We start from the raw sequence: 21,850 nt of genomic DNA on the forward strand, positions 1-21,850 counted from the left end.
TTTTTAGACCGGACAAATAAAGTTCATTATTTGAACGATATATAAGAGGTTGTTTATGTCGATTGTTAATAAAAAAGTAAAAAAAGCGGTAATCCCGGTTGCAGGGCTAGGAACGCGTATGTTACCAGCGACGAAGGCGATTCCTAAGGAAATGTTGCCATTGGTGGATAAACCGCTCATTCAATATGTGGTGAATGAATGTATTGCGGCCGGAATCAATGAAATCATTTTGGTTACTCATTCTTCTAAAAATTCTATTGAAAACCATTTTGATACCAGTTTTGAATTAGAAGCCATGCTGGAAAAACGCGTTAAGCGTCAGTTGCTCGAAGAAGTTCAATCTATTTGTCCTAAACACGTTACTATTATGCAGGTTCGTCAAGGGTTGGCAAAAGGATTAGGCCATGCGGTATTGTGTGCGCATCCGTTAGTGGGTGATGAACCTGTTGCCGTTATTTTGCCTGATGTGATTATTGATGAATACGCATCCGATCTGAAGAAAGATAACCTGAGTGAAATGTTGCAGCGATTCTCTGAAACAGGACACAGTCAAATTATGGTTGAGCCGGTTGAAAACGTTAGCAGTTACGGCGTTGTCGATTGCAAAGGTGTGGAATTAAAACCAGGTGACAGTGTGCCAATGGTCGGGGTCGTGGAGAAGCCGAAAGCGTCTGAAGCGCCTTCTAATTTGGCCGTCGTCGGGCGTTATGTGCTCTCCGCTGATATTTGGTCTCTATTGGAAAAAACGCCTCCCGGTGCAGGCAATGAAATTCAATTAACTGATGCTATTGCTATGTTAATGGAAAAAGAAACTGTCGAAGCCTATCACCTGAAAGGGGTGAGCCACGATTGTGGTAATAAACTGGGCTATATGCAGGCATTTGTTGAGTATGGCGTGCGTCATGATAGCTTGGGAGCTGAATTTACCCAATGGCTACAGGAAGCGATTGACGCTGAAGAAAACTAATATCTGGTAAACGTGCTCTCTGTTTTATCATCAAAGATAGGGAGCCCATTTCTTGACTTATCCTCCTCGTTTTTATGACAAAAAAATACCCTCAATAGGTATTGAGGGTATCGATACGTTCTATTTAAAAAGCGCTATACTCGTCGCATTTCAAATCATCGTTTGTGTGCTGATTGACTATCCGGCCCATTCGTGGACCTCACTCTTTAGGGTTATCAGCAGCGTTTAAATAGCTTTCTCTAAAGAGTTAATGTTTATCCTTAAACTTGAATTATACAGAGTAGATTAAAGCAGGAAATCGTCTAAAGATTTGCCTTGCTCTTCAACCGCTTTTTTGATCACTGCCGGTGTACGACCTTGGCCTGTCCAGGTTTTAACTTCGCCATTCTCATCGGTATATTGATATTTTGCAGGGCGAGCGGCGCGTTTGCTTTTACCTGCGACTTTTACAGAGCCGAGAGATTGCAATAATTCGTTCGGGTCAATGCCGTCAGCGATTAACATATCGCGATATTGCTGTAATTTACGTGCACGTTCTTCTACTTCTGCTTGAACCTGGCTTTCTTCTTCGCGACGTTCATTAACGACGACTTCCAGTTTTTCCAGCATTTCTTCCAAAGTATCCAGTGTACATTCTCTCGCCTGGGCACGCAGAGTACGGATGTTGTTTAGAATCTTTAGTGCTTCGCTCATTGTGATAATCTCAAAATTATATTATTGGGGTCGTGTAGAGTGATAATAGAGTGCTATTTTCTTTTCTGCAATAGTCAAATTTGTAAGTTTGTTAAAAATTACCAATTTTAAAACAGATATCACACATGATGTGACATGAATATAAAATATGCCAACGGCGGTGAGCATTACATTTGATGCATCATTTTTCAGTAGCAAAAGTGTACATATAGGTTATTGGATTTTTGACCATCGTTATAAGGAATTTTTATATCTTTATCTTTCGTCAGCTATCAATAGCGCTGAACTGGCTAAAATGAGAGTGTAATAGCGCGTTGCATAGCCTAACGGCAGATTGTTACAATAAAACTTAATCTTATAAGACACGATATAGCCTATCTTTTGGAGCACCTGAGTATGGCTCAGCTTTATTTTTATTATTCAGCAATGAATGCAGGGAAATCAACCGCGTTATTGCAATCCTCATATAACTATCAAGAACGCGGCATGCGGACGCTGGTGTTAACGGCTGAAATAGATAACCGGAACGGAGTTGGTGTAGTCAGTTCCCGCATTGGTCTTTCTTCTCCTGCGCTATTGTTTAATCCGCAAACTTCTTTATTTAGCTTGCTAACAAAAGAACATCGAAAGCAGCCTATTCACTGTGTATTAATTGATGAATGTCAATTTTTAACTCGAGAACAGGTTGGTGAACTTGCTGATGTCGTCGACCAATTAGATATTCCCGTATTATGTTATGGTTTACGCACGGATTTTCGTGGAGAGTTGTTTTCGGGAAGCCACTATTTATTAGCCTGGGCGGATAAACTAATAGAGCTTAAAACAGTCTGTCACTGTGGGCGTAAAGCGAATCGTGTATTGCGGTTAGATTCTCAGGGTAACCCACTGCATGAAGGGGAACAGGTGGTTATTGGTGGTAATGAAAGCTATGTTTCCGTCTGTAGAAAACACCATAGAATGGCTTTGGGGCTAAGCCGAATGGCAATCGAATGACGTGACGATAGGTCATGATTAGTCGGCGGGCATGAGGCGCTTTCGTGCATCCTGGCTTGATGTATGGCAGAGAAAGTGGATAGATAGTATATAGGACTTATCAGGAGCTCTTGAGCGGCTTATGTGCCTGAGTGAGTAGAAAAATTGCCCTGCAGAAGCAGGGCAATGATAATAAAACAAATCAGAATGGTATTTGAATAAATCTACGATGGCAGATTAATTCGCTGCTTTCTTTGATTGTTTTGTCGCCTTAGCCGTTACGGGAGTAACGGTTTCAGCTTCATTTTTTACGACATCTTCGCAAAATTTACGTCCGTAGTATGTATCCGTCAGAATCTGTTTCAGTTCTGAAATTAATGGGTAGCGAGGGTTTGCGCCAGTGCACTGATCGTCGAAAGCGTCTTCAGACAATTTATCCACTTTTGCCAGGAAGTCTGCTTCCTGCACACCCGCTTCCCGAATTGACGTTGGAATACCTAATTCGGTTTTTATCTCTTCCAGCCAGTTCAGCAATTTCTCGATTTTCTGCGCGGTACGATCGCCTGGTGCGGTAAGACGAAGGTGATCGGCGATTTCGGCATAACGACGACGAGCCTGTGGGCGATCGTACTGACTGAACGTCGCTTGTTTCGTCGGGTTGTCGTTTGCGTTATAGCGGATCACGTTAGAGATTAACATCGCATTAGCCAAACCATGCGGAATGTGGAATTCAGATCCTAACTTGTGTGCCATTGAGTGACAAACACCCAGGAAGGCGTTGGCAAAAGCGATACCGGCAATGGTGGCCGCATTATGAACGCGCTCACGTGCGACGGGATTCTTTGCGCCATCACGGTAGCTGTCTGGCAGATTTTCTTTCAGCAATTTCAGTGCTTGCAGCGCCTGACCGTCAGAATATTCATTTGCCAGTACCGAAACGTAGGCTTCCAGTGCGTGTGTAACCGCATCCAAACCACCGAATGCGCACAGCGATTTCGGCATATTCATCACCAGATTGGCGTCCACAATGGCCATATCCGGCGTTAACGCATAATCAGCCAACGGATATTTCTGGCCGGTGGCATCATCCGTCACGACAGCGAACGGCGTGACTTCGGAACCCGTACCCGATGTGGTTGTGATGGCGATCATTTTCGCTTTCACACCCATTTTCGGGAATTTGTAGATACGTTTACGGATATCCATAAAGCGTAACGCCAGTTCTTCAAAGTGGGTGGTAGGGTGTTCATACATAACCCACATGATTTTTGCTGCGTCCATCGGTGATCCCCCACCAAGTGCGATGATCACATCTGGCTTGAAGGAGTTCATTTGTTCTGCGCCTTTGCGCACGATACTTAGCGTTGGATCGGCTTCAACTTCAAAGAAAACTTCGGTTTCCAGACCGTGTTGTTTCAGCACGGTAGTCACCTGATCAACATAGCCATTGTTGAACAGGAAGCGGTCGGTCACGATAAATGCGCGTTTAGCACCATCGGATGCCACTTCTTCAAGTGCGATAGGCAAAGAACCGCGACGGAAATAAATGGATTTGGGAAGTTTATGCCACAACATATTTTCAGCTCGCTTGGCTACCGTTTTCTTGTTAATCAAGTGCTTCGGACCGACGTTCTCTGAGATGGAGTTTCCGCCCCAGGAACCGCACCCCAGCGTCAGGGAAGGGGCAAGCTTGAAGTTGTATAAATCGCCGATACCACCTTGAGATGCCGGTGTATTGATCAGGATACGCGCCGTTTTCATCATATCGCCGAAATGATTAACGCGATCTAGCTGGTTATCCTGATCGGTGTACAGGCAAGAGGTATGGCCAATCCCGCCCATTGCAACCAGTTTTTCTGCTTTGATCACGGCATCGTTGAAATCGGTGGCGCGATACATTGCCAGCGTTGGCGACAGCTTTTCGTGAGCAAAGGGTTCTGAATCATCAATGACGGTCACTTCACCAATCAATACTTTTGTATTAGCTGGTACGGTAATTCCAGCCATTTCTGCAATTTTTGGCGCTGGCTGACCAACAATTTCTGCATTCAATGCGCCGTTTTTCAACAGAATGGCTTGAACAGCGTGCAGTTCTTTGCCTTTCAGCATGTAACCGCCATGTGAAGCAAAACGCTCGCGTACCGCGTCATAGACGCTATCAACCACAATAACGGACTGTTCTGACGCACAGATCACACCGTTATCGAATGTTTTTGACATCAGGATAGAAGCGACCGCACGTTTAATATCCGCCGTTTCATCAATGACAACTGGCGTATTCCCTGCACCTACACCGATGGCGGGTTTACCCGAACTGTAAGCGGCTTTGACCATGCCGGGACCGCCCGTTGCCAAGATCAGATTGATATCAGGGTGGTGCATCAATTGGTTGGATAACTCAACGGAAGGCTGGTCAATCCAACCGATAATATCTTTAGGTGCCCCAGCGGCAATCGCTGCTTGCAGGACGATATCAGCGGCCTTATTGGTCGCATTTTTAGCGCGAGGGTGTGGAGAAAAGATAATTCCGTTACGGGTCTTCAGGCTGATAAGTGCCTTAAAGATGGCGGTGGACGTTGGGTTGGTTGTCGGTACGATCCCGCAGATTAGACCAATGGGTTCAGCGATGGTAATCGTGCCAAAGGTATCATCTGTTGAGAGTACGCCGCAGGTTTTTTCATCCTGGTAGGCGTTATAAATATATTCAGAAGCGAAATGGTTTTTAATCACTTTGTCTTCTACGATCCCCATGCCGGATTCGGCAACGGCCATCTTTGCTAGTGGAATACGGGCATCGGAGGCAGCTAGTGCAGCAGCACGAAAAATCTTATCAACTTGTTCCTGCGTATAATGGGCAAACTCCTGCTGTGCTTTCTTTACTCTTTCCACGAGTGCGTTAAGTTCAGCAATATTGGTTACGGCCATGGTGTTCTCCTGATAATGTTAAACTCTTTCAGTCAATCGCCTGCTAAGCATAAAAGTATAGATAAACATGCCAATAACGCGTTTTTTCAACAAAATCTAGGAGTTGCGCTATCCGTTTATGTCACATTGATTGACTCAAAGAGCTCAGGTTTTTTGTGGTTTTATATCTGATTTTGAAAATACTGTAATCGCCACTAAGGCATATTTTTAAAACATTGTTTTGAAAAATGGCGAAAAACAAATATGATTCACTGGTTTACCTGACTTAAGAAGAGCATACCTATTTATAGGTGCATTTTTTGTGATCGTCATCTACCTTTTTGTAAGCTGACACCATTCAGCAAGCTGATTTTTGATAACCATTATCATCGTTTGTTTCAGGTTCATCTTTAGTAATTAAAATATAAAACCAGGTAATAATATTATGATGAGTTTTTATTTTAAATTTAACCAATAAGTAAGTATAAAATATCAAATTAAGGAAGCGTTATGCAGCGACCTTATGCGATAAAGCCCATAACCAGAAAATGCGATTTAATGGTGTTTTGGTAGAATCAAGGCTGAAAATTTGCAGGGATATTTTTACGTCAACGTCAAGCCCTGCTACAGGGCAAGGAGAGCGGCAATGTTAAAATTTATCTTTCGTCGCTGTTTGGAAGCTATACCGACACTCTTTATTCTCATTACACTTTCGTTTTTTATGATGCGTCTGGCCCCAGGTAGCCCTTTCACTGGTGAGCGCAATCTTCCGCCGGAAGTTATGGCCAATATTGAGGCTACGTATCGCCTTAATGACCCCATTATCAAGCAATATGGCCATTATCTATGGCAATTAGCTCAGGGGGATTTTGGGCCTTCGTTTAAATATAAGGATTATTCCGTCAATGATTTGGTTGCGGCTTCCTTTCCTGTATCAGCTAAATTAGGGTTCTCCGCCTTTTTATTGGCGTTGATATTAGGGATAACCGCAGGTGTGGCGGCTGCGTTGAAACAGAATAGTAAATGGGATTACACGGTGATGGGGATTGCTATGACTGGCGTAGTTATCCCCAGTTTTGTTGCCGCGCCTTTACTGGTTCTGGTTTTTGCGATTACATTGCGCTGGTTGCCCGGCGGCGGTTGGAATGGCGGAGAAGCCCGATACATGATTTTGCCGATGGTGGCGCTATCGCTGTCTTATATTGCAAGCATCGCACGGATTACCCGTGGTTCGATGATCGAAATTCTTCATTCCAATTTTATACGTACCGCCAGAGCCAAAGGATTGCCTATGCGTCGTATTATTCTTCGCCATGCGTTAAAACCAGCTCTGCTACCGGTACTTTCTTATATGGGGCCTGCTTTTGTCGGCATTATCACCGGTTCAATGGTTATTGAAACCATTTTTGGTCTACCGGGCATCGGTCAACTATTTGTGAATGGAGCACTGAATCGTGATTATTCACTGGTGCTCAGTTTAACGATTTTGGTCGGTGGATTGACGATTTTACTTAACGCGATAATTGACGTGTTATATGCGGTTATCGATCCAAAAATTCGCTATTAATCCGGAGAGATTATGTTTTGGAATCGAAAAGATATCGAGGCATTGGATAATTTCCGCGAGCTGGTAGATATAGAAGGACGCAGTCTTTGGCAAGATGCGTGGCGACGATTTATCAATAACAGAGCGGCTTTGGGCAGCATAATTATCCTGGGGGTTATCACGTTATTTATCATCGTCGCGCCCATAGTCTCTACGTTTAGCTATGCGGATGCTGATTTTGACATGATGTCTTTCGCCCCAGATAGGACATCCGGGCACTATTTCGGTACGGACGCGTCTGGACGCGATTTACTGGTACGAGTGGCGATTGGCGGGCGTATTTCGTTGATGGTTGGTGTGGCTGCGGCATGTGTTGCGGTGGTTGTCGGCACATTATATGGCGCATTGTCCGGTTATTTGGGTGGACGAATTGATACGGTGATGATGCGGTTGTTGGAAATTCTGAATTCATTTCCGTTTATGTTTTTCGTCATCTTACTGGTGACTTTTTTTGGGCAAAACATGCTGTTGATGTTTATCGCGATTGGCATGGTTTCTTGGCTTGATATGGCGCGGATTGTGCGCGGTCAGACATTAAGTTTAAAACGTAAAGAATTTATTGAAGCTGCTATCGTCTCAGGTGTTTCGCCCTACGGCATTGTGTTACGTCACATCGTTCCGAACGTGCTCGGTATTGTGGTGGTCTATGCATCATTGCTGGTACCGAATATGATCCTGTTTGAGTCCTTTCTGAGTTTTCTGGGGTTAGGCGTTCAGGAACCCTTAAGTAGTTGGGGCGCATTGCTTAATGATGGCGCTAACTCAATGGAGGTGGCTCCCTGGCTGTTGTTTTATCCTGCCGTGTTTCTGGTTGTTACGCTGTTTTGTTTCAATTTTATCGGAGATGGATTACGCGATGCCCTTGATCCGAAAGATCGCTGAGGAGTTCTCTTATGAATAGGATGCATGCCATTCGTGATAGCGGGGCGATCCTCCGTGTCCAAGATTTACGCGTAACGTTTCATACTCGTGAAGGCGACGTTCCCGCAGTAAATAACCTGACATTCACACTGAATGCCGGAGAAACGCTGGGTATCGTCGGGGAATCGGGGTCGGGTAAATCGCAGGCGGCGTTCGCACTGATGGGGTTGTTAGCTTCAAATGGTCATGCCAGCGGTTCTGTTCTTTTTCGTGGACAGGAGATATTAAACCTCCCGGAACATCGGTTGAATATGCTGCGAGCGAAAGAGATCGCCATGATTTTTCAGGACCCAATGACATCGTTGAACCCCTATATGAGGGTGGGGGAGCAATTGATGGAAGTCCTGATGTTGCACAAAAAACTCGGTAAAAGCGAAGCCTTTGACGCATCAGTCAGAATGCTGGATGCTGTAAAAATACCGGAAGCGCGTCAGCGCATGAAAATGTACCCACATGAGTTCTCTGGCGGAATGCGCCAGCGAGTCATCATTGCCATGGCGTTGCTGTGTCGACCAACGTTGTTGATTGCTGACGAACCCACGACAGCATTGGATGTGACGGTTCAGGCCCAGATCATGGCGTTGCTTAATGAGCTGAAGCATGAGTTCAATACTGCGATTATCATGATTACTCACGATCTTGGGGTCGTTGCCGGTATTTGTGACAAGGTGCTAGTCATGTATGCCGGACGGACCATGGAATATGGGTCCGCGCAGGAGATTTTTTATCATCCCAGTCACCCTTATTCGATTGGTTTATTGAATGCTGTTCCCCGCTTAGACAGTGCGGAGGACACGCTGGCAACAATTCCCGGTAATCCGCCTAACTTACAGCATTTGCCTAAAGGTTGTCCGTTTCAACCTCGTTGCCCTTATGTCATGGACGTATGCCACAATATACCCGCGTTACAGCTTTTTAATAGGGAACGTTTACGAGCATGCTTCAGAACGGTTGAGGAGATGCTATGAGTCGTCCCGTGCAAAAAAATGTATTGCTGGAAGTGGTCGACCTGAAAGTGCATTTCAATGTGAGGAATGAAAAACGAGGGTTCTGGCAACCAACGCAAACATTAAAGGCCGTGGATGGTGTCACATTTCGTCTGTATGAAGGTGAAACGTTAGGCGTTGTGGGGGAGTCCGGTTGTGGAAAATCCACGTTAGCTCGGGCCATTATCGGGTTGGTCAAGGCGACTCACGGGCAGGCAATTTGGTTGGGACGGGACTTATTGGGGATGAGTGGGAAGGGATGGCGCAAAGCGCGTAGCGATATCCAGATGATTTTTCAAGATCCGCTGGCCTCTCTCAATCCACGGATGACGATTGGTGACATTATTGCTGAACCACTAAAATCCTACCGCCTTACACTCAGTCGTGAAGAAATAAACGATCGCGTTAAAAGCATGATGCTGAAAGTAGGATTATTACCAAATCTGATTAACCGCTATCCTCATGAATTTTCTGGCGGACAATGTCAACGAATTGGGATCGCTAGAGCGCTGATTCTTGAGCCTAAACTGATCATCTGCGATGAGCCGGTTTCAGCACTGGATGTATCTATTCAAGCGCAGGTGGTCAATCTGCTGAGACAGTTGCAGTGCGAGTTGCGGCTATCGATTATTTTTATTGCGCACGATTTATCGGTGGTAAAGCACATTTCCGACAGAATATTGGTGATGTATTTGGGGCATGCGGTGGAATTGGGGACGGATGAACAGATTTATCATCATCCCCTGCACCCTTATACACGAGCCCTGATGTCGGCGGTGCCCATCCCGGATCCTGATAAGGAAAAAGGGAAACCGAGACAATTGCTGGAAGGGGAGTTACCTTCGCCGCTTAATCCGCCATCAGGGTGTGTTTTCCGTACCCGCTGCCCACTTGCTGAATCCGCATGCGCAAAGACTACCCCGGTTCTGGAGGGCAGTTTTTCTCATGCCGTATCGTGCCTACAGGTCGATCCAGAGGCGTTAGTGATTGATGATACGGAGGATTAAATATTCTGCTTTCCATGAAGGATGTCATGACGCGATCATGAACCGATAGCGCCTAATCGACAGATTTGAGTAGGAAAGCTATTCTTTCCACAAAATATGGCACAGTTTATGGTCTTTTTCGCGACAAATAAGCACGCGGGCAAAAATATCGGTAATTTCATCGTCTTCTTTCTCGGCAAGCCCAATAACTACTTCAGCGAAAAAGTCAGGATTTAAATCAAAATCAACATGTTCAGCCCAATCTTCCGCAGGATCGAACAGTTCTGCGCCACCACGTTCTTCGAATTGTAAGTTAAATAATAATATATCGGCTGGATCAAGGTTATCGGCGGCCAGTTCCAAAAAAATATCGTAAGCCTGTTCCAGCGCTTCGTCTTCGGTCAAGCGATTAGTTAAGTCCATAAAAATGATTCCTGTTAATACGCAATAGCACTATTAAAACACGCTAAAAGTCGTATTTATAGCAGGGGGCTGAAAAAGTAAAATACCCGCTCGACAATTCGCTGCCAGTAAGGCCGTTTTTGCCATTGTGCTGCGTTTAATAATGTGGAACGTGCGATGTAGTCTTCCTGTACACAGGCTAAATCACTGCCGAACCCCGCATCATCAATCACCAGTGTGATCTCGAAGTTTAGCCACAGGCTACGCATGTCAAGGTTTACGGTACCGACCAAACTCAATTGCCCATCAACCAACACGCTTTTCGTGTGTAGTAATCCGTCTTTGAACTGGTAGATTTTCACCCCAGCCGCCAGCAATTCAGTGAAAAATGCTCGACAGGCCCAGCCTACCAGTACCGAATCATTTTTGTATGGCACGATAATACTCACATCCACGCCACGCAGCGCGGCGGTACAGATGGCATGTAACAGATCGTCACTGGGGACAAAGTAAGGCGTAGTCATAATCAATTGATGACGAGCGGAGTAGACCGAGGTCAATAAAGCCTGATGGATCATGTCCTCTGGATATCCCGGTCCAGAAGCGATTACTTGAATGGTATGCCCACTTTCCTGCTCAAACGGCATCATGTTAACGTCTGGAGGAGGCGGAAGCAGGCGTCTTCCCGTCTCCATTTCCCAGTCATAGCAATAGATGATCCCTAACGTGGTAGCGACAGGACCTTCAATACGCGCCATCAAATCAATCCATTGTCCGACGCCAGCGTCTTGTTTGAACAAGCGGGGATCGACCATATTCATACTGCCGGTATAGGCAATACGATTATCAATCAGAATAATTTTACGATGCTGGCGTAAATCCATCCGCCGTAAGAAGGCGCGGAATAAATTAACCTTTAACGCCTCGACCACTTCGATTCCGGCGGTCCGCATCAGCTCAGGATGTCGATTGCGGAAAAAATGCACACTACCCGCAGAATCGAGCAAAATTCGGCAGTGAACGCCGCGCTGTGCCGCCGCAATCAGAGCATTGGTCACGGGCTCCACTAATCCACCGGGTTGCCAGATATAGAACACCATCTCAATATTGTTTTGCGCGAGGTTAATATCGCGTAAAAGCGCTTTAATGGTATCGTCAAAGGTCGTGATCAGCTGCAATTGATTGCCTTTCACGCCGGCTATTCCCTGGCGTCGTTCGCACAACTGAAATAGGGCGCTAGCGACCTCACTGTTTTCGGTAGCGAAGATTCGCCGATACTCTTTGAGTTCACGTAGCCATTTTGCTGTAGAAGGCCACATTTTACTGGCCCGCTCGGCCCGTCGTTTACCTAAATGCAATTCGCCGAAGGAGAGATAAGCAATAATACCGACAAGTGGCAGGATATAAATAATCAGTAACCAGGCCATCGCTGACGGTACGGTTCGGCGTTTCATCAGAATACGCAGTGTCACACCGGCGATCAGTAGCCAGTAACTGAAAACAAGTAACCAACTTATTACGGTATAAAATGTTGACATAGAGGCGAAGCCGATCCCTTTTGTAAAGTATCAATAAAGTGTACGCATAGTTTTATGAAAGGGGAAATGCCTTTGGTCTGAATAAATTAGCGTTGTTGATGGTTTTTCTGTTCAGACAAATTTAAACATCGCTTGGATCGCGATATGAAGGATCTATAATGGTCGACGTAAGTTGTCGATAAAAGAGTGTTACCCATGAAACGCAGTCGGAATGAAGTGAGCCGTTGGCGGATGTTACGTCAGGTCCAGCGTCGGAGAAGTCGCTGGTTGGAGGCTCAGTCTCGTACTTATCGCCATATTCACTACGCACGTTATTTGCAACAAAAGCACCAGCGGCGTGCTTTGCTGTATGCAGTCGCGTATGAATGGTGATGGCTTGAAGACCCAAGATTAATAGGGTCTGATATCACGGCAGGTATGTTTTATAACGATATTATCTTGTCGAAATCTTCCCGGAACAAAACGTCTTATGGTGAGGTTTTTGTTCCGGGGAAGGTGAGTTGATTCTTTGAGCGTCAGGATAATGCGGATATCAATGTGTCATTTGACATTTTAGCAAGTGACTCTTCATCAGACGGAAGCTGAAAGAGGGAAACGCTCATATTGAGTTGTTCGGTCTGTTCCAGCAACGATGAAAAGGTCATCGCAGAGGCTTCAACCTGATCGGCATTTTGTCGGACACTGTCATTCAGTGTGCTGATCCGACTGGTTACTTCATAAATACTCTGATTTTGTTGGTGCGATATTTCTGATATCTCACTGAGAAATGTGCTGGTGCCTTTTGCTGCATGAATGATTTCTTGCAGACTGTCATTAAGTTTTTTCACCAACAGGGTACCGGTTTCAACACTGTGGTCTGAATCTCGAATAAGGGCATTAATGTTTTGTGCCGAGTGACTACTTTGTGATGCTAATGTGCCGACTTCCCGGGCTACAACAGAAAATCCTCGACCCATTTCACCCGCTCTGGCAGCTTCAATCGCGGCATTCAACGATAGGATGTGTGTCTGAAAGGCGACGCTTTCAATCATTCCGATGGCTTCTGTCATTTCCTTGGTTCTGCCGGTAATGTCCGACATCGCCGCTTTGACTTCGTCCATCATCGTTTCACCATACACCGCGATATTGCTGGCATCAGCGGCATGTTGGCTGGCTTGCTGGGTGTGTTCGGCGTTTTGTTCAAGGTGGTGGCTTAATTGAACAATATGTTCGGTGGTCGCTTTCAATTCATTCGACTGTTTAATAGCTTGTTCTGAAAGCGTCTGGTTATCGCGGGCCACATGATCAACCTGACTCATCATATTGTCTACGCTCTGTCTGACGCGGTTGACTAAATCAATCAGTCCGTTTTGCATTTGGATGACATTGCTATGTAACTGATTAATTTCTCGCGTTCCCATTTTTTCCAATTGAAGCGTTTGAGAGAGATCTCCGGCAGCAATACGTTGTAAATGCTGGATAATTTTTGTCAGAGGACGAATGATAATACGACTGACGCCAAGCCAAACTGCAATGGATACGGCGAGTAATACGCCTAATACCAACATAAATATCAACTGGGCGCGATCGAGAGAGGACAGAAATTGCTGTCCGTGCTGCTGTTGCAATGCATCATTGCTTTGCAAATAGTGTGAGTATTTTTGGGTGAAGTCGTTTTGATAAGCCTGAATAGGAATAATAAAGAAAATATCGATACTGTTTGTGGATTTTATGCCTTGAGCTAGCTCGATCAATCCGTTGTATAGCTGATGATAGCTTTTCTTTAAATCACTGAGTGTTTGCTCACCCGTCAGGTCTGTTGAGGATTTGTCTAATAATTGATAATTCATCTGAGCTTGTGTTAATGATGCTTCTGCTTCGTCCATTAAGCTGTGCCAACTACCTTCAGAACCGGTTTCTTTATCAACAAGCAGATAAATACCCGCTCGATTCAGTTTGTCACTGGCGTTCATGATTGCCATCCTGGCTTTATCCATCAGTGCCTGCTGTTGGCGCAGGTCTTCATTGGCTGAAATGTCTGATTTTACCTGTGACATGGTTTGGGAAATGATACCGACGGAAACCACTTGTAGTACAGAAAACAGCCCGATGACGAATAACAAGCCGGAAAGAATGCCCAACCGGCGGTGGCGTTTTTTCGTCAAAATGCTCGTGTGCGAGGTCGTGGACGTTAACATATAGTCTGGTTCTCTACTTATAGACAGACTTCAAACTAGCATTGTTAAATGACTAAAATATTTCAGTTTTTCCTGAGTTAACACAATGGATGAAATAAGTGAAACCGTGGTAATTATTGATAAAAATACAATGACCACGGTCAATTTATAGATTAAAAAACTTTCTTGAAAGGTTTAACCTGAACATGCCGATAAACACCAGCAACAAGGTAAGGATCCGCTTCAGCCCATAATTTCGCCTCATCTAGCGAATTAAATTCTGCGATGACAACTGAACCGGTAAAACCGGCCTCTCCGGGGTTTTCGCTGTCGACTGCGGGTGTCGGGCCAGCGGTCAGTAACCGACCTTGATCTTGCAATTGTGTCAGACGAGAAAGGTGTTCAGGGCGTGCCGCCAAACGTTTTTCCAGCGATCCGGCATGGTCTTCGGCATAGATAACATAAAGCATAAGAAACCTCATATACAGAGAAAGTAAAACAGGTATATACCCGTCATACTTCAAGTTGCCTGTGCGTTGGCTACGCTCACTCACCCGAATCACTTACTCAAGTAAGCTCATCGGGATTAAATGAGAGACATCCTGTCTCTCACCAGAGGCCAGCCAAAGGCTGGTCAAATTCGTTCCCGACGAATTTGTCCCTCACTTGCCGCCTTCATGCAACTCGAATTATTTTGGGTATGTAAGTTATCATATGGCACCGAGACGTAAGGAAAAATCTCGCATTATTGATGTAGTAAAACGGTGTCAACCCAACCTATATTTGTTTTTTTTAACAATTACTCGGGTTGTTATTGAATATGATTGCTATTTGCATTTAAACTTGGGCGGCAAAGAGGATAAAGACATACTATGCCGCATACAACGTTTCATTTTACCCGCCGTTATTCATGGCCATTTGTTCTTTCTGTGGGTGTTCACGGCTCGCTGATCGCTGGTTTACTGTACGCGTCATTCAATAACGCGATCGAACTGCCACAAGAATCGAAACCAATCAGTGTGGTGATGGTTAATCCTGCCGCATTTGAGGCTGCTCCTGCTGCAATGCCTGCCCCTGTTGAACCTGAGCCTGTAAAACAGCCGGAACCAGAGCCAGAGCCAATACCGGAGCCGTTGCCTGAACCTGTAGCCGTGCCGTTACCAGAACCCAAACCTAAGCCAAAACCTAAACCGAAGCCGGTGAAAAAGGTTGAACAGCCGAAACCCGTCAAGCGCGAGCCATCGGTTGAAAAGCAACCACCGTCTCCGTTTACCAGCGAGACTCCAACGCGTAGCGTTAACAATGCGCCAGTGCAGCAGGCACCAGCACCGTCAGCAAGTACTCAATCGACAGGGCCCAGACCGTTGAACCGTGCTCAGCCGCAATACCCAGCTCGTGCATTTGCATTGCGGGTGGAAGGTCGGGTTAGAATGCAATTTGATGTTGATAGCGCAGGGCGGGTGGATAATGTCCGTGTGCTTTCTGCTGAGCCTCGCAATATGTTCGAACGCGATATCAAACAGGCGATGCGAAAGTGGCGCTATGAAGCTAATAAGCCTGGGAAGGATTTAGTAGTTACGGTTGTCTTTAAAATCGATGGTGGAGCAGCGGTAGAATAACGTTGCTTGCCTGTTTATCTCAGGGATGATCCTTAAACAAACAGCATTAATTGGGTTACTGAATCTTTCCGATCAAAAAATGATGACCTACCATCATGAGCTACGATACCGCGGCCATGATGATAGGTTGCAGGCTAAAATATAAATTTTTTTTATAATTTTTTAATCCCTTCCGCCTCAAGATTTATGTGGACTTAATCCATAATCTATTAATTTATCAAACTGATATCACGCCTAACTGATAACTTCTATCGGGGATTCACCTTTCTTCTACTTTTTAAATTGATTAGACAGATAAATAGATATCTCGTCGTTTAACGTCTTTGTTTGCAACGAATCCTCTGCATGAGGAAATCATTCTGTCGCCAATAAACATTCTCAACTAATTAGTAGCTTGCTAAATATTAAAATTGTTTTATCTGTTTGAAATATATATTAATTTTATTTCAGATATTAAAAAGTAATCAGCGATCAATAACTGATTATTGATAGCTAAATTCTATTGTAAATTTATTTTCGATCGACATTGACGATCAAAAATAAAGTATTCAATATAATCAACCGATAATAATCCTGATTAGCCAAATTAAATGACCTGTTTCTGACAGTACATTTTTTCAGGTTAAGAGGGTTATTGCGTTCAACACCAGTGGAAATCTTGATAACAACAATAACAACATAAAAAGGGCGGCTGTGGCGCATTTCTGGGAATGAAACACCGGGTCACAGTCGCTCTTACATTATAGGAATCATTAACAAGGAATAGCATGATGCGCTTTTTAAAAAACACGGCGATAAGAGCCGTATTACTCGCGATATTGGGGGCATTTTTAGTGCTATGGAGTGGAGTATCCGCACTCACACTCTCGTCATTGAACCAGGTTACTCATCTGTTGGAATCCAGTGAGGACCAAAAGCAAACCTTCGATTTTATTAGTGATGGTAACGATCAGCAACTTCGTGCTGTTATTCGGATGAGCCGGGCCATTGATCTTTTCGAAATCAATGATATTGAGGAAGGAGAAAAGGCATTACAGCGAGCCAGCGACGCGATTTCTGAGTCCAAAAAAGCGTTGAATGAGTTTAAAAAGCGCGCTGATTTACCGATAGAAAAAGACGTTGCCATTGCATGGGAAACATTAATCGATCAATCGCTTGACTCCTTACTGGTTATGGTAAAAGAAAAACGGTTTGACGATTACAAACTGCAACTCAGAGGACGTTATAATCAATTAGCACTCGCGTTGGGAGCCGCTTCAGATAAATATGAAGAGGCAGTGATGCAGCGGGACACGCTGGGTCTGGTTGATACATTAGTCAGAAATAGCCAGGTTATGCTGATATCGGCATTGATACTGGGATTGGCTATTTTGGTGCTGACCGATCGTTATCTGTCGATTTATATTCTTCGTCCGTTGGAAACCATTAAATCTCAATTTCAAACGTTGGCCGCAGGCAATTTGAGCGAAACGATTGCCGATTTCGGTCGTAATAACGTTGGCCAGTTGATTCCTTATCTGCGCGAAATGCAGGAAAGCCTGATTCGTACGGTTTCTGCTATTCGTGATAGCGCCGCATCAATTTATCAAGGCGCGAGTGAAATCAGTGTCGGCAATAGTGATCTCTCTTCGCGAACGGAACAGCAGGCAGCAGCATTAGAAGAAACTGCGGCGAGTATGGAACAACTCGGTGCGACGGTAAAACAGAATACTGAAAATGTTCATCAGGCGGATACGCTGTCCCAAGGTGCATCGGTAACGGCTCAAAAAGGCGGCGAGATTATTGGTGAAGTTGTCCATACCATGGACAGCATTACACACAGTTCAAAGAAAATTGCTGATATTACTAGTGTCATCAACGGCATCGCGTTTCAGACTAATATCCTGGCATTAAACGCGGCCGTTGAAGCCGCTCGTGCTGGCGAGCAAGGGCGAGGGTTTGCCGTTGTTGCCGGGGAGGTGAGGAATTTAGCACAACGTAGTGCACAAGCAGCAAAAGAGATTGAAACGTTGATTGCAGAATCTGTTGAGCGTGTCGGCGTCGGTGCATCGTTGGTCGCCCGAGCAGGGGAAAACATGGATGGCATTGTGACTGCTGTTGCTCGAGTGACCGATCTCATGGGTGAAATATCGTCTGCGTCAGATGAGCAGAGCCGGGGGATTAGTCAGGTCGGTCAGGCTGTTTCTGAAATGGATGGTGTGACACAGCAAAATGCCGCGTTAGTACAGGAATCTGCCGCGGCGGCGGCCTCACTTGAAGAGCAGGCCCGTCTGCTGACTGAAGCTGTATCCGTTTTTCGGTTGCCTGTGACTCGAAATTCCCACGCATTGTCTCCAGTGGAAAAACACGGCAAACCTAAGCTAAAGTCACCCGTTCTCGCGTTGTCAACGGGCTCTTCGAGTCAAGTAAGAAATAGCAAAAACTGGGAAACGTTCTAAAAAAATCAGGTGGTCGGTAGCAGAAAGACCACAATAAAAAAAGGCCCATAAATGGGCCTGGTAACGAAGATAACTAACGCTATTGAAGCGGCTTTTATGCCAGGGCTTTATCTTGCGTAAAATGACTTCTGCCGGTGGGAAGTTCGCGTGGGCGGCCCTCTTCATCAACGGCGACATAGGTGAATAACGCTTCTGTTGCGCGATAACGTTGGCCGATCGGTTCTGATGAGACCTTCTTCACCCAGACTTCTACATTAATATTGATTGAGCTACGTCCGGTGCGCAGGCATCGGGCGTAGCAACAAACAACATCACCTACCGCCACGGGTTTTAAAAATGACATCCCATCGACTCGGACAGTAACGACACGGCCTTCGGCCATCTCTTTCGCCAAAATAGCACCACCGATGTCCATTTGTGACATCAACCATCCACCAAAAATATCGCCATTCGCATTCGTATCGGCCGGCATCGCTAATGTACGAAGCACTAGTTCGCCCTGAGGTAACCTATCTTGTTTGCTCATTATCGTATCAATTAATTTTGTTGAATTATAAAGTTACAATGGTGTTGTCAGTCGATACCATTCTCGGTCATCGTTCCTGATGGTGATGCGTTTATTTTTCTACCATCAGAGGACAGCGGCCATCAATGTTTGCTTTCTTTCTCTTCTGAGTTTTTCTCGTCACCAGGCAAGTGGCGATAAATATAGATGCCACAAAGTAACGTGAATAACAGGGTAAATCCGGTCAAACCAAAAACTTTAAAATTAACCCATACGTTTTGTGGCATCCAAAACGCAATGTAAATGTTGACTAGCCCACATACCAGGAAGAACAACGCCCATGAAACATTCAGTTTTCCCCACACGGCTTCCGGCAATGTTAACTCTTTCCCCAGCATTCTCTGGATCAGCGTTTTCTTCATGATGAACTGGCTGACTAACAAGGCAATGGCAAATAAACCATAAATAATGGTGACTTTCCATTTAATGAACTGATCGTTGTGGAATACCAATGTGAGTGTCCCGAAAATGGCAACCATCACAAAAGTGACTAATGTCATCTTTTCTATTTTACGGTAGACAAACCAAGTCACAATCAGTGCAAGCGCCGTTGCCGCAATCAATGCCCCTGAAGCGATGTAGATGTCGTACAGTTTGTAAACAACAAAAAAAACGACCAGAGGCAGAAAATCAAGAAGTTGCTTCATTATATCAATCCGTCATTCAACGATTTATGGAGGATAGTCTGATGGCTATCCGATAACTGAGACATTATACCCGTCATACGGCGAGTTGCAGATACGTTAGTTTTCACACAACGTGCATAACCTTATTGTGAAGCACGGTCCTCTGAATAGGGTAATAATTTGCAGAAAATTACGATTGGATGTTCAGCCCATAGGGCGAAAGGATAAAGTGCGCCACAGAGCGTGAGTGGCGCACGGTGGTATCAAGACCGCAGCAACATATACAGGCGGAATAAATAGATCATTAAGATCGCTGAAACCAAATTACTCATGCCATTTAAGATCACGGCAGAGACAGTAGGTGAAAACATGGGTAATTTTGTTACCAACAATAAGATGGCAATCTTCGCTAAAATCCAAAGAATGACCGCAGGCGCGGTGGTTTTGAAGTTATTGTAGGCCAGTGTTGAACTGGCTTTTATCGCACTGAAAACACCGCATTTTTCTGTGACGGCTATTATCGGGGATAAACTAAGCGCGATGGCCAATAATATCCCCGGGATGACTAGAAACAGCATGCCCAACTGAATCAATAAGGTGCAAAGAAGAACGAGTAAGAACAAACGAGGTAAAAACGGCGCTGAAGCCCCGATTGCCCGCAATGCGCTAGTCCGATTTCCAGCCGATACCATCTGAATTAACATCAGAATACCGCCCGTTAGCAAGGTGTTGCCAGCCAGTGCGGAGAAGGTATCTGCCGACAATGCTTTCAGCAATACTATTTTTTGCTCATGTGTCATCTGCTGAATTAACTCTGCCATGCCCAGTTCTACAGAAGACGACAGATCGCTACTTGTGCTCTGCAATATCTGTAACGCTTCACGACTAGGGGACATAGCATGATTCATGATGACCGTAATGAACGCTGTCAGCAGCGCCATCAGTAAGATGCTGAGGAACTGGTTACGCGTAAAGTTCATTGTGTCACGGTATAAAGTGTTAGCCGTGATAGGCATGAAAACTCCTTGGGATAAATAATCAATTAGACTCAACTGCTGATTGTAACCTGTTCCGCAGGGCTGTGGCACCCTGTCAGCTTTGTGATGTGTCCATTAATGACTATTTTCCTGTTTGGAGAGTCAGCGTTGTTGCTAATGGTGGTAATCCATAATGTGCTCGGGCGCGGTTACAAGCATCATTTATCTGATCTTCTTCCAGCGATGGCATGAATTCGCGACAAGGTGAAGGGCGGTTGGCGTAAATAGAACAACTAACGGATTCGCCTATTTCCCCTTTCAATGCGGCACAACGTGATTTTTTATTATTTGTTCCGGCCATGCACCGTAAAAAAGGAGAAAGGGGTTCAGTTAATAGCGAAGGGACTGAGCCTTCACCATCATCAGCTTCTGCCCAATAAAAAGATACCCTGAAATAAGCGCAGCAGGCACCACAGTGCATACAGGCGTTATCGCTCATTTGATTTCACCACCGACTTTGATCAGCGATTGCATCGCGTTAGGAAAGATAAAAATCTACCGCCTAATGAGTAGGATGGGGAGGGGAATTTACTGACAGCGCATTTTATGTATTTTTACTCGTTTTTGATATGGATCAATTTATTGAAATTGAAAGAGTTAGATTAATTTGATGCCATTCTTTTTTTGAGGAAATCCTTTAAAGGATGTGATCTGGCTTAAAACAAGAATACCTCTATAGAGGTATATTGCGCTCGAAATGTAAACCATACAAATGGAGTGGGTAATGAAAAAAGCGACTTTATTACTACTGTCAGCGTCACTGATATCAACGTTTGCACAGGCACACCAAGCTGGTGATGTCATTATCCGTGGGGGATCGGCGACGGTTCGTCCCGTAGAAGGTTCTGATAATGTCATGGGAAGTTTGGGCTCGTTTAAGGTTGATAATAATACTCAGCTTGGTCTAACTTTCAGTTATATGGTAACGGATAACGTTGGTGTCGAATTATTGGCAGCGACACCGTTTAACCATAAGGTGGGGCTGACGAGCCTTGGTGGAACGATTGCTGAAGTGAAACATTTGCCACCGTCTCTGATGGCTCAATATTACTTTGGTGAAAAAGAAGATAAACTTCGGCCTTATCTCGGTGTCGGCCTGAACTACACTATGTTCTTTGATGAGAAGTTCAATCAACGTGGTAAGGACGCAGGCGTTAGCGATCTAAGTTTGAAAAATTCTTGGGGACTCGCCACACAGGCGGGGCTGGATTATAACCTGGATGAAAACTGGCTGTTAAATATGTCCGTTTGGTGGATGGATATTGATACGGACGTGAAATTTAAAGCAGGCGGTGACACCTATACGGTCAAAACCCGGTTAGATCCGTGGGTCTTTATGTTTGGTGTAGGGTATCGGTTCTGATTTGATGTTGTTGCCACTATACCCGTCATACTTCAAGTTGCATGTGCGTTGGCTGCGTTCAGTCACCCGAA

General features: G+C 45.0%; 20 protein-coding genes. 10 read left to right on the top strand and 10 right to left on the bottom strand.

Annotation, left to right across the window (positions count from 1 at the left end; genetic code table 11):
- Nucleotides 1-55 precede the first annotated feature (55 nt).
- Nucleotides 56-967, top strand: coding sequence for a UTP--glucose-1-phosphate uridylyltransferase GalU (galU, locus tag ACKPVM_RS06175; protein WP_409307799.1), 912 nt, complete (start codon nt 56-58; stop codon nt 965-967).
- A 285-nt stretch (nt 968-1,252) separates the two neighbouring features.
- Here the strand turns inward: galU and hns are convergent, their stop codons facing one another.
- The gene (hns, locus tag ACKPVM_RS06180) at nt 1,253-1,660 is read right to left on the bottom strand and encodes a histone-like nucleoid-structuring protein H-NS (RefSeq protein WP_409307800.1); all 408 of its coding nucleotides are present in this window, start codon (nt 1,658-1,660) and stop codon (nt 1,253-1,255) included.
- Between the two features lie 396 nt (nt 1,661-2,056).
- On the opposite strand from hns, the gene ACKPVM_RS06185 reads away from it, so the two are divergent.
- Entirely contained in the window at nt 2,057-2,653 is a 597-nt protein-coding gene (locus ACKPVM_RS06185; protein ID WP_409307802.1) for a thymidine kinase, read from the top strand.
- A gap of 216 nt (nt 2,654-2,869) precedes the next feature.
- Here the strand turns inward: ACKPVM_RS06185 and adhE are convergent, their stop codons facing one another.
- Nucleotides 2,870-5,557: a bifunctional acetaldehyde-CoA/alcohol dehydrogenase gene (adhE, locus tag ACKPVM_RS06190; RefSeq protein WP_409307804.1), complete on the bottom strand. Its 2,688-nt coding sequence runs from the start codon at nt 5,555-5,557 to the stop codon at nt 2,870-2,872.
- A gap of 625 nt (nt 5,558-6,182) precedes the next feature.
- On the opposite strand from adhE, the gene oppB reads away from it, so the two are divergent.
- Genes oppB through oppF form a run of 4 tightly spaced genes read left to right on the top strand, consistent with a single transcriptional unit; the run spans nt 6,183 to nt 10,056 of the window.
- On the top strand, nt 6,183-7,103 hold the full coding sequence (oppB, locus tag ACKPVM_RS06195; protein ID WP_409307806.1) for an oligopeptide ABC transporter permease OppB: 921 nt from the start codon (nt 6,183-6,185) through the stop codon (nt 7,101-7,103).
- Between the two features lie 12 nt (nt 7,104-7,115).
- Nucleotides 7,116-8,024 carry an oligopeptide ABC transporter permease OppC gene (gene oppC, locus ACKPVM_RS06200; protein WP_409307807.1) on the top strand — a complete coding sequence of 303 codons (909 nt, stop codon included), beginning with the start codon at nt 7,116-7,118 and terminating at the stop codon, nt 8,022-8,024.
- 11 nt (nt 8,025-8,035) lie between these two features.
- A complete protein-coding gene (gene oppD / locus ACKPVM_RS06205; protein ID WP_409307809.1) occupies nt 8,036-9,031 on the top strand; it encodes an oligopeptide ABC transporter ATP-binding protein OppD in 996 nt (331 codons plus the stop codon).
- Nucleotides 9,028-10,056: a murein tripeptide/oligopeptide ABC transporter ATP binding protein OppF gene (gene oppF / locus ACKPVM_RS06210; protein WP_409307811.1), complete on the top strand. Its 1,029-nt coding sequence runs from the start codon at nt 9,028-9,030 to the stop codon at nt 10,054-10,056. The genes oppD and oppF overlap by 4 nt, the downstream gene beginning before the upstream one ends.
- A 78-nt stretch (nt 10,057-10,134) precedes the next feature.
- On the opposite strand, the gene ACKPVM_RS06215 is transcribed toward oppF, so the two are convergent.
- Nucleotides 10,135-10,464 (bottom strand): HI1450 family dsDNA-mimic protein, encoded by a 330-nt coding sequence (locus ACKPVM_RS06215; protein ID WP_409307853.1) that lies wholly within the window; start codon nt 10,462-10,464, stop codon nt 10,135-10,137.
- Between the two features lie 50 nt (nt 10,465-10,514).
- Nucleotides 10,515-11,975, bottom strand: coding sequence for a cardiolipin synthase (cls, locus tag ACKPVM_RS06220; protein WP_409307813.1), 1,461 nt, complete (start codon nt 11,973-11,975; stop codon nt 10,515-10,517).
- 195 nt (nt 11,976-12,170) lie between these two features.
- Here cls and ACKPVM_RS06225 point away from each other — a divergent pair, with 195 nt between their 5' ends.
- Nucleotides 12,171-12,347: a YciY family protein gene (locus ACKPVM_RS06225; RefSeq protein ID WP_009112876.1), complete on the top strand. Its 177-nt coding sequence runs from the start codon at nt 12,171-12,173 to the stop codon at nt 12,345-12,347.
- Nucleotides 12,348-12,490: 143 nt separating this feature from the next.
- Here the strand turns inward: ACKPVM_RS06225 and ACKPVM_RS06230 are convergent, their stop codons facing one another.
- Together ACKPVM_RS06230 and ACKPVM_RS06235 are read right to left on the bottom strand one after the other, a co-directional pair.
- Nucleotides 12,491-14,152 (bottom strand): methyl-accepting chemotaxis protein, encoded by a 1,662-nt coding sequence (locus ACKPVM_RS06230; protein WP_409307815.1) that lies wholly within the window; start codon nt 14,150-14,152, stop codon nt 12,491-12,493.
- 152 nt (nt 14,153-14,304) lie between these two features.
- Nucleotides 14,305-14,601 carry a YciI family protein gene (locus ACKPVM_RS06235; protein WP_409307817.1) on the bottom strand — a complete coding sequence of 99 codons (297 nt, stop codon included), beginning with the start codon at nt 14,599-14,601 and terminating at the stop codon, nt 14,305-14,307.
- A gap of 402 nt (nt 14,602-15,003) precedes the next feature.
- Between ACKPVM_RS06235 and tonB the strand changes: the two genes are divergently transcribed.
- Nucleotides 15,004-15,750, top strand: coding sequence for a TonB system transport protein TonB (tonB, locus tag ACKPVM_RS06240; protein ID WP_409307819.1), 747 nt, complete (start codon nt 15,004-15,006; stop codon nt 15,748-15,750).
- A gap of 770 nt (nt 15,751-16,520) precedes the next feature.
- Nucleotides 16,521-18,188 (top strand): methyl-accepting chemotaxis protein, encoded by a 1,668-nt coding sequence (locus tag ACKPVM_RS06245; RefSeq protein ID WP_409307855.1) that lies wholly within the window; start codon nt 16,521-16,523, stop codon nt 18,186-18,188.
- 94 nt (nt 18,189-18,282) lie between these two features.
- Here ACKPVM_RS06245 and yciA read toward each other — a convergent pair whose 3' ends face one another.
- The 4 genes from yciA to ACKPVM_RS06265 form a co-directional block, all read right to left on the bottom strand.
- Entirely contained in the window at nt 18,283-18,714 is a 432-nt protein-coding gene (yciA, locus tag ACKPVM_RS06250; protein ID WP_409307821.1) for an acyl-CoA thioester hydrolase YciA, read from the bottom strand.
- 122 nt (nt 18,715-18,836) lie between these two features.
- A complete protein-coding gene (locus ACKPVM_RS06255; protein WP_409307823.1) occupies nt 18,837-19,400 on the bottom strand; it encodes a septation protein A in 564 nt (187 codons plus the stop codon).
- 242 nt (nt 19,401-19,642) lie between these two features.
- Nucleotides 19,643-20,395, bottom strand: a complete 753-nt coding sequence (locus ACKPVM_RS06260; RefSeq protein WP_409307825.1) for a YciC family protein — start codon at nt 20,393-20,395, stop codon at nt 19,643-19,645.
- A gap of 103 nt (nt 20,396-20,498) precedes the next feature.
- Nucleotides 20,499-20,855, bottom strand: coding sequence for a YkgJ family cysteine cluster protein (locus ACKPVM_RS06265; protein WP_409307827.1), 357 nt, complete (start codon nt 20,853-20,855; stop codon nt 20,499-20,501).
- Nucleotides 20,856-21,140: 285 nt separating this feature from the next.
- On the opposite strand from ACKPVM_RS06265, the gene ompW reads away from it, so the two are divergent.
- Complete coding sequence (ompW, locus tag ACKPVM_RS06270) at nt 21,141-21,779, top strand: outer membrane protein OmpW (protein WP_409307829.1); 639 nt, start codon at nt 21,141-21,143, stop codon at nt 21,777-21,779.
- Nucleotides 21,780-21,850 lie beyond the last annotated feature (71 nt).

This window comes from Pectobacterium hainanensis (assembly GCF_046237015.1).
Taxonomy (GTDB): domain Bacteria; phylum Pseudomonadota; class Gammaproteobacteria; order Enterobacterales; family Enterobacteriaceae; genus JBJYIN01.

Bases quoted from the DNA above. Each gene is read 5' to 3' on its own strand.
- galU (WP_409307799.1), top strand. From the start codon at position 56: ATGTCGATTGTTAATAAAAAAGTAAAAAAAGCGGTAATCCCGGTTGCA.
- hns (WP_409307800.1), bottom strand. From the start codon at position 1,660: ATGAGCGAAGCACTAAAGATTCTAAACAACATCCGTACTCTGCGTGCC.
- ACKPVM_RS06185 (WP_409307802.1), top strand. From the start codon at position 2,057: ATGGCTCAGCTTTATTTTTATTATTCAGCAATGAATGCAGGGAAATCA.
- adhE (WP_409307804.1), bottom strand. From the start codon at position 5,557: ATGGCCGTAACCAATATTGCTGAACTTAACGCACTCGTGGAAAGAGTA.
- oppB (WP_409307806.1), top strand. From the start codon at position 6,183: ATGTTAAAATTTATCTTTCGTCGCTGTTTGGAAGCTATACCGACACTC.
- oppC (WP_409307807.1), top strand. From the start codon at position 7,116: ATGTTTTGGAATCGAAAAGATATCGAGGCATTGGATAATTTCCGCGAG.
- oppD (WP_409307809.1), top strand. From the start codon at position 8,036: ATGAATAGGATGCATGCCATTCGTGATAGCGGGGCGATCCTCCGTGTC.
- oppF (WP_409307811.1), top strand. From the start codon at position 9,028: ATGAGTCGTCCCGTGCAAAAAAATGTATTGCTGGAAGTGGTCGACCTG.
- cls (WP_409307813.1), bottom strand. From the start codon at position 11,975: ATGTCAACATTTTATACCGTAATAAGTTGGTTACTTGTTTTCAGTTAC.
- ACKPVM_RS06225 (WP_009112876.1), top strand. From the start codon at position 12,171: ATGAAACGCAGTCGGAATGAAGTGAGCCGTTGGCGGATGTTACGTCAG.
- ACKPVM_RS06230 (WP_409307815.1), bottom strand. From the start codon at position 14,152: ATGTTAACGTCCACGACCTCGCACACGAGCATTTTGACGAAAAAACGC.
- ACKPVM_RS06235 (WP_409307817.1), bottom strand. From the start codon at position 14,601: ATGCTTTATGTTATCTATGCCGAAGACCATGCCGGATCGCTGGAAAAA.
- tonB (WP_409307819.1), top strand. From the start codon at position 15,004: ATGCCGCATACAACGTTTCATTTTACCCGCCGTTATTCATGGCCATTT.
- ACKPVM_RS06245 (WP_409307855.1), top strand. From the start codon at position 16,521: ATGCGCTTTTTAAAAAACACGGCGATAAGAGCCGTATTACTCGCGATA.
- yciA (WP_409307821.1), bottom strand. From the start codon at position 18,714: ATGAGCAAACAAGATAGGTTACCTCAGGGCGAACTAGTGCTTCGTACA.
- ACKPVM_RS06255 (WP_409307823.1), bottom strand. From the start codon at position 19,400: ATGAAGCAACTTCTTGATTTTCTGCCTCTGGTCGTTTTTTTTGTTGTT.
- ACKPVM_RS06260 (WP_409307825.1), bottom strand. From the start codon at position 20,395: ATGCCTATCACGGCTAACACTTTATACCGTGACACAATGAACTTTACG.
- ACKPVM_RS06265 (WP_409307827.1), bottom strand. From the start codon at position 20,855: ATGAGCGATAACGCCTGTATGCACTGTGGTGCCTGCTGCGCTTATTTC.
- ompW (WP_409307829.1), top strand. From the start codon at position 21,141: ATGAAAAAAGCGACTTTATTACTACTGTCAGCGTCACTGATATCAACG.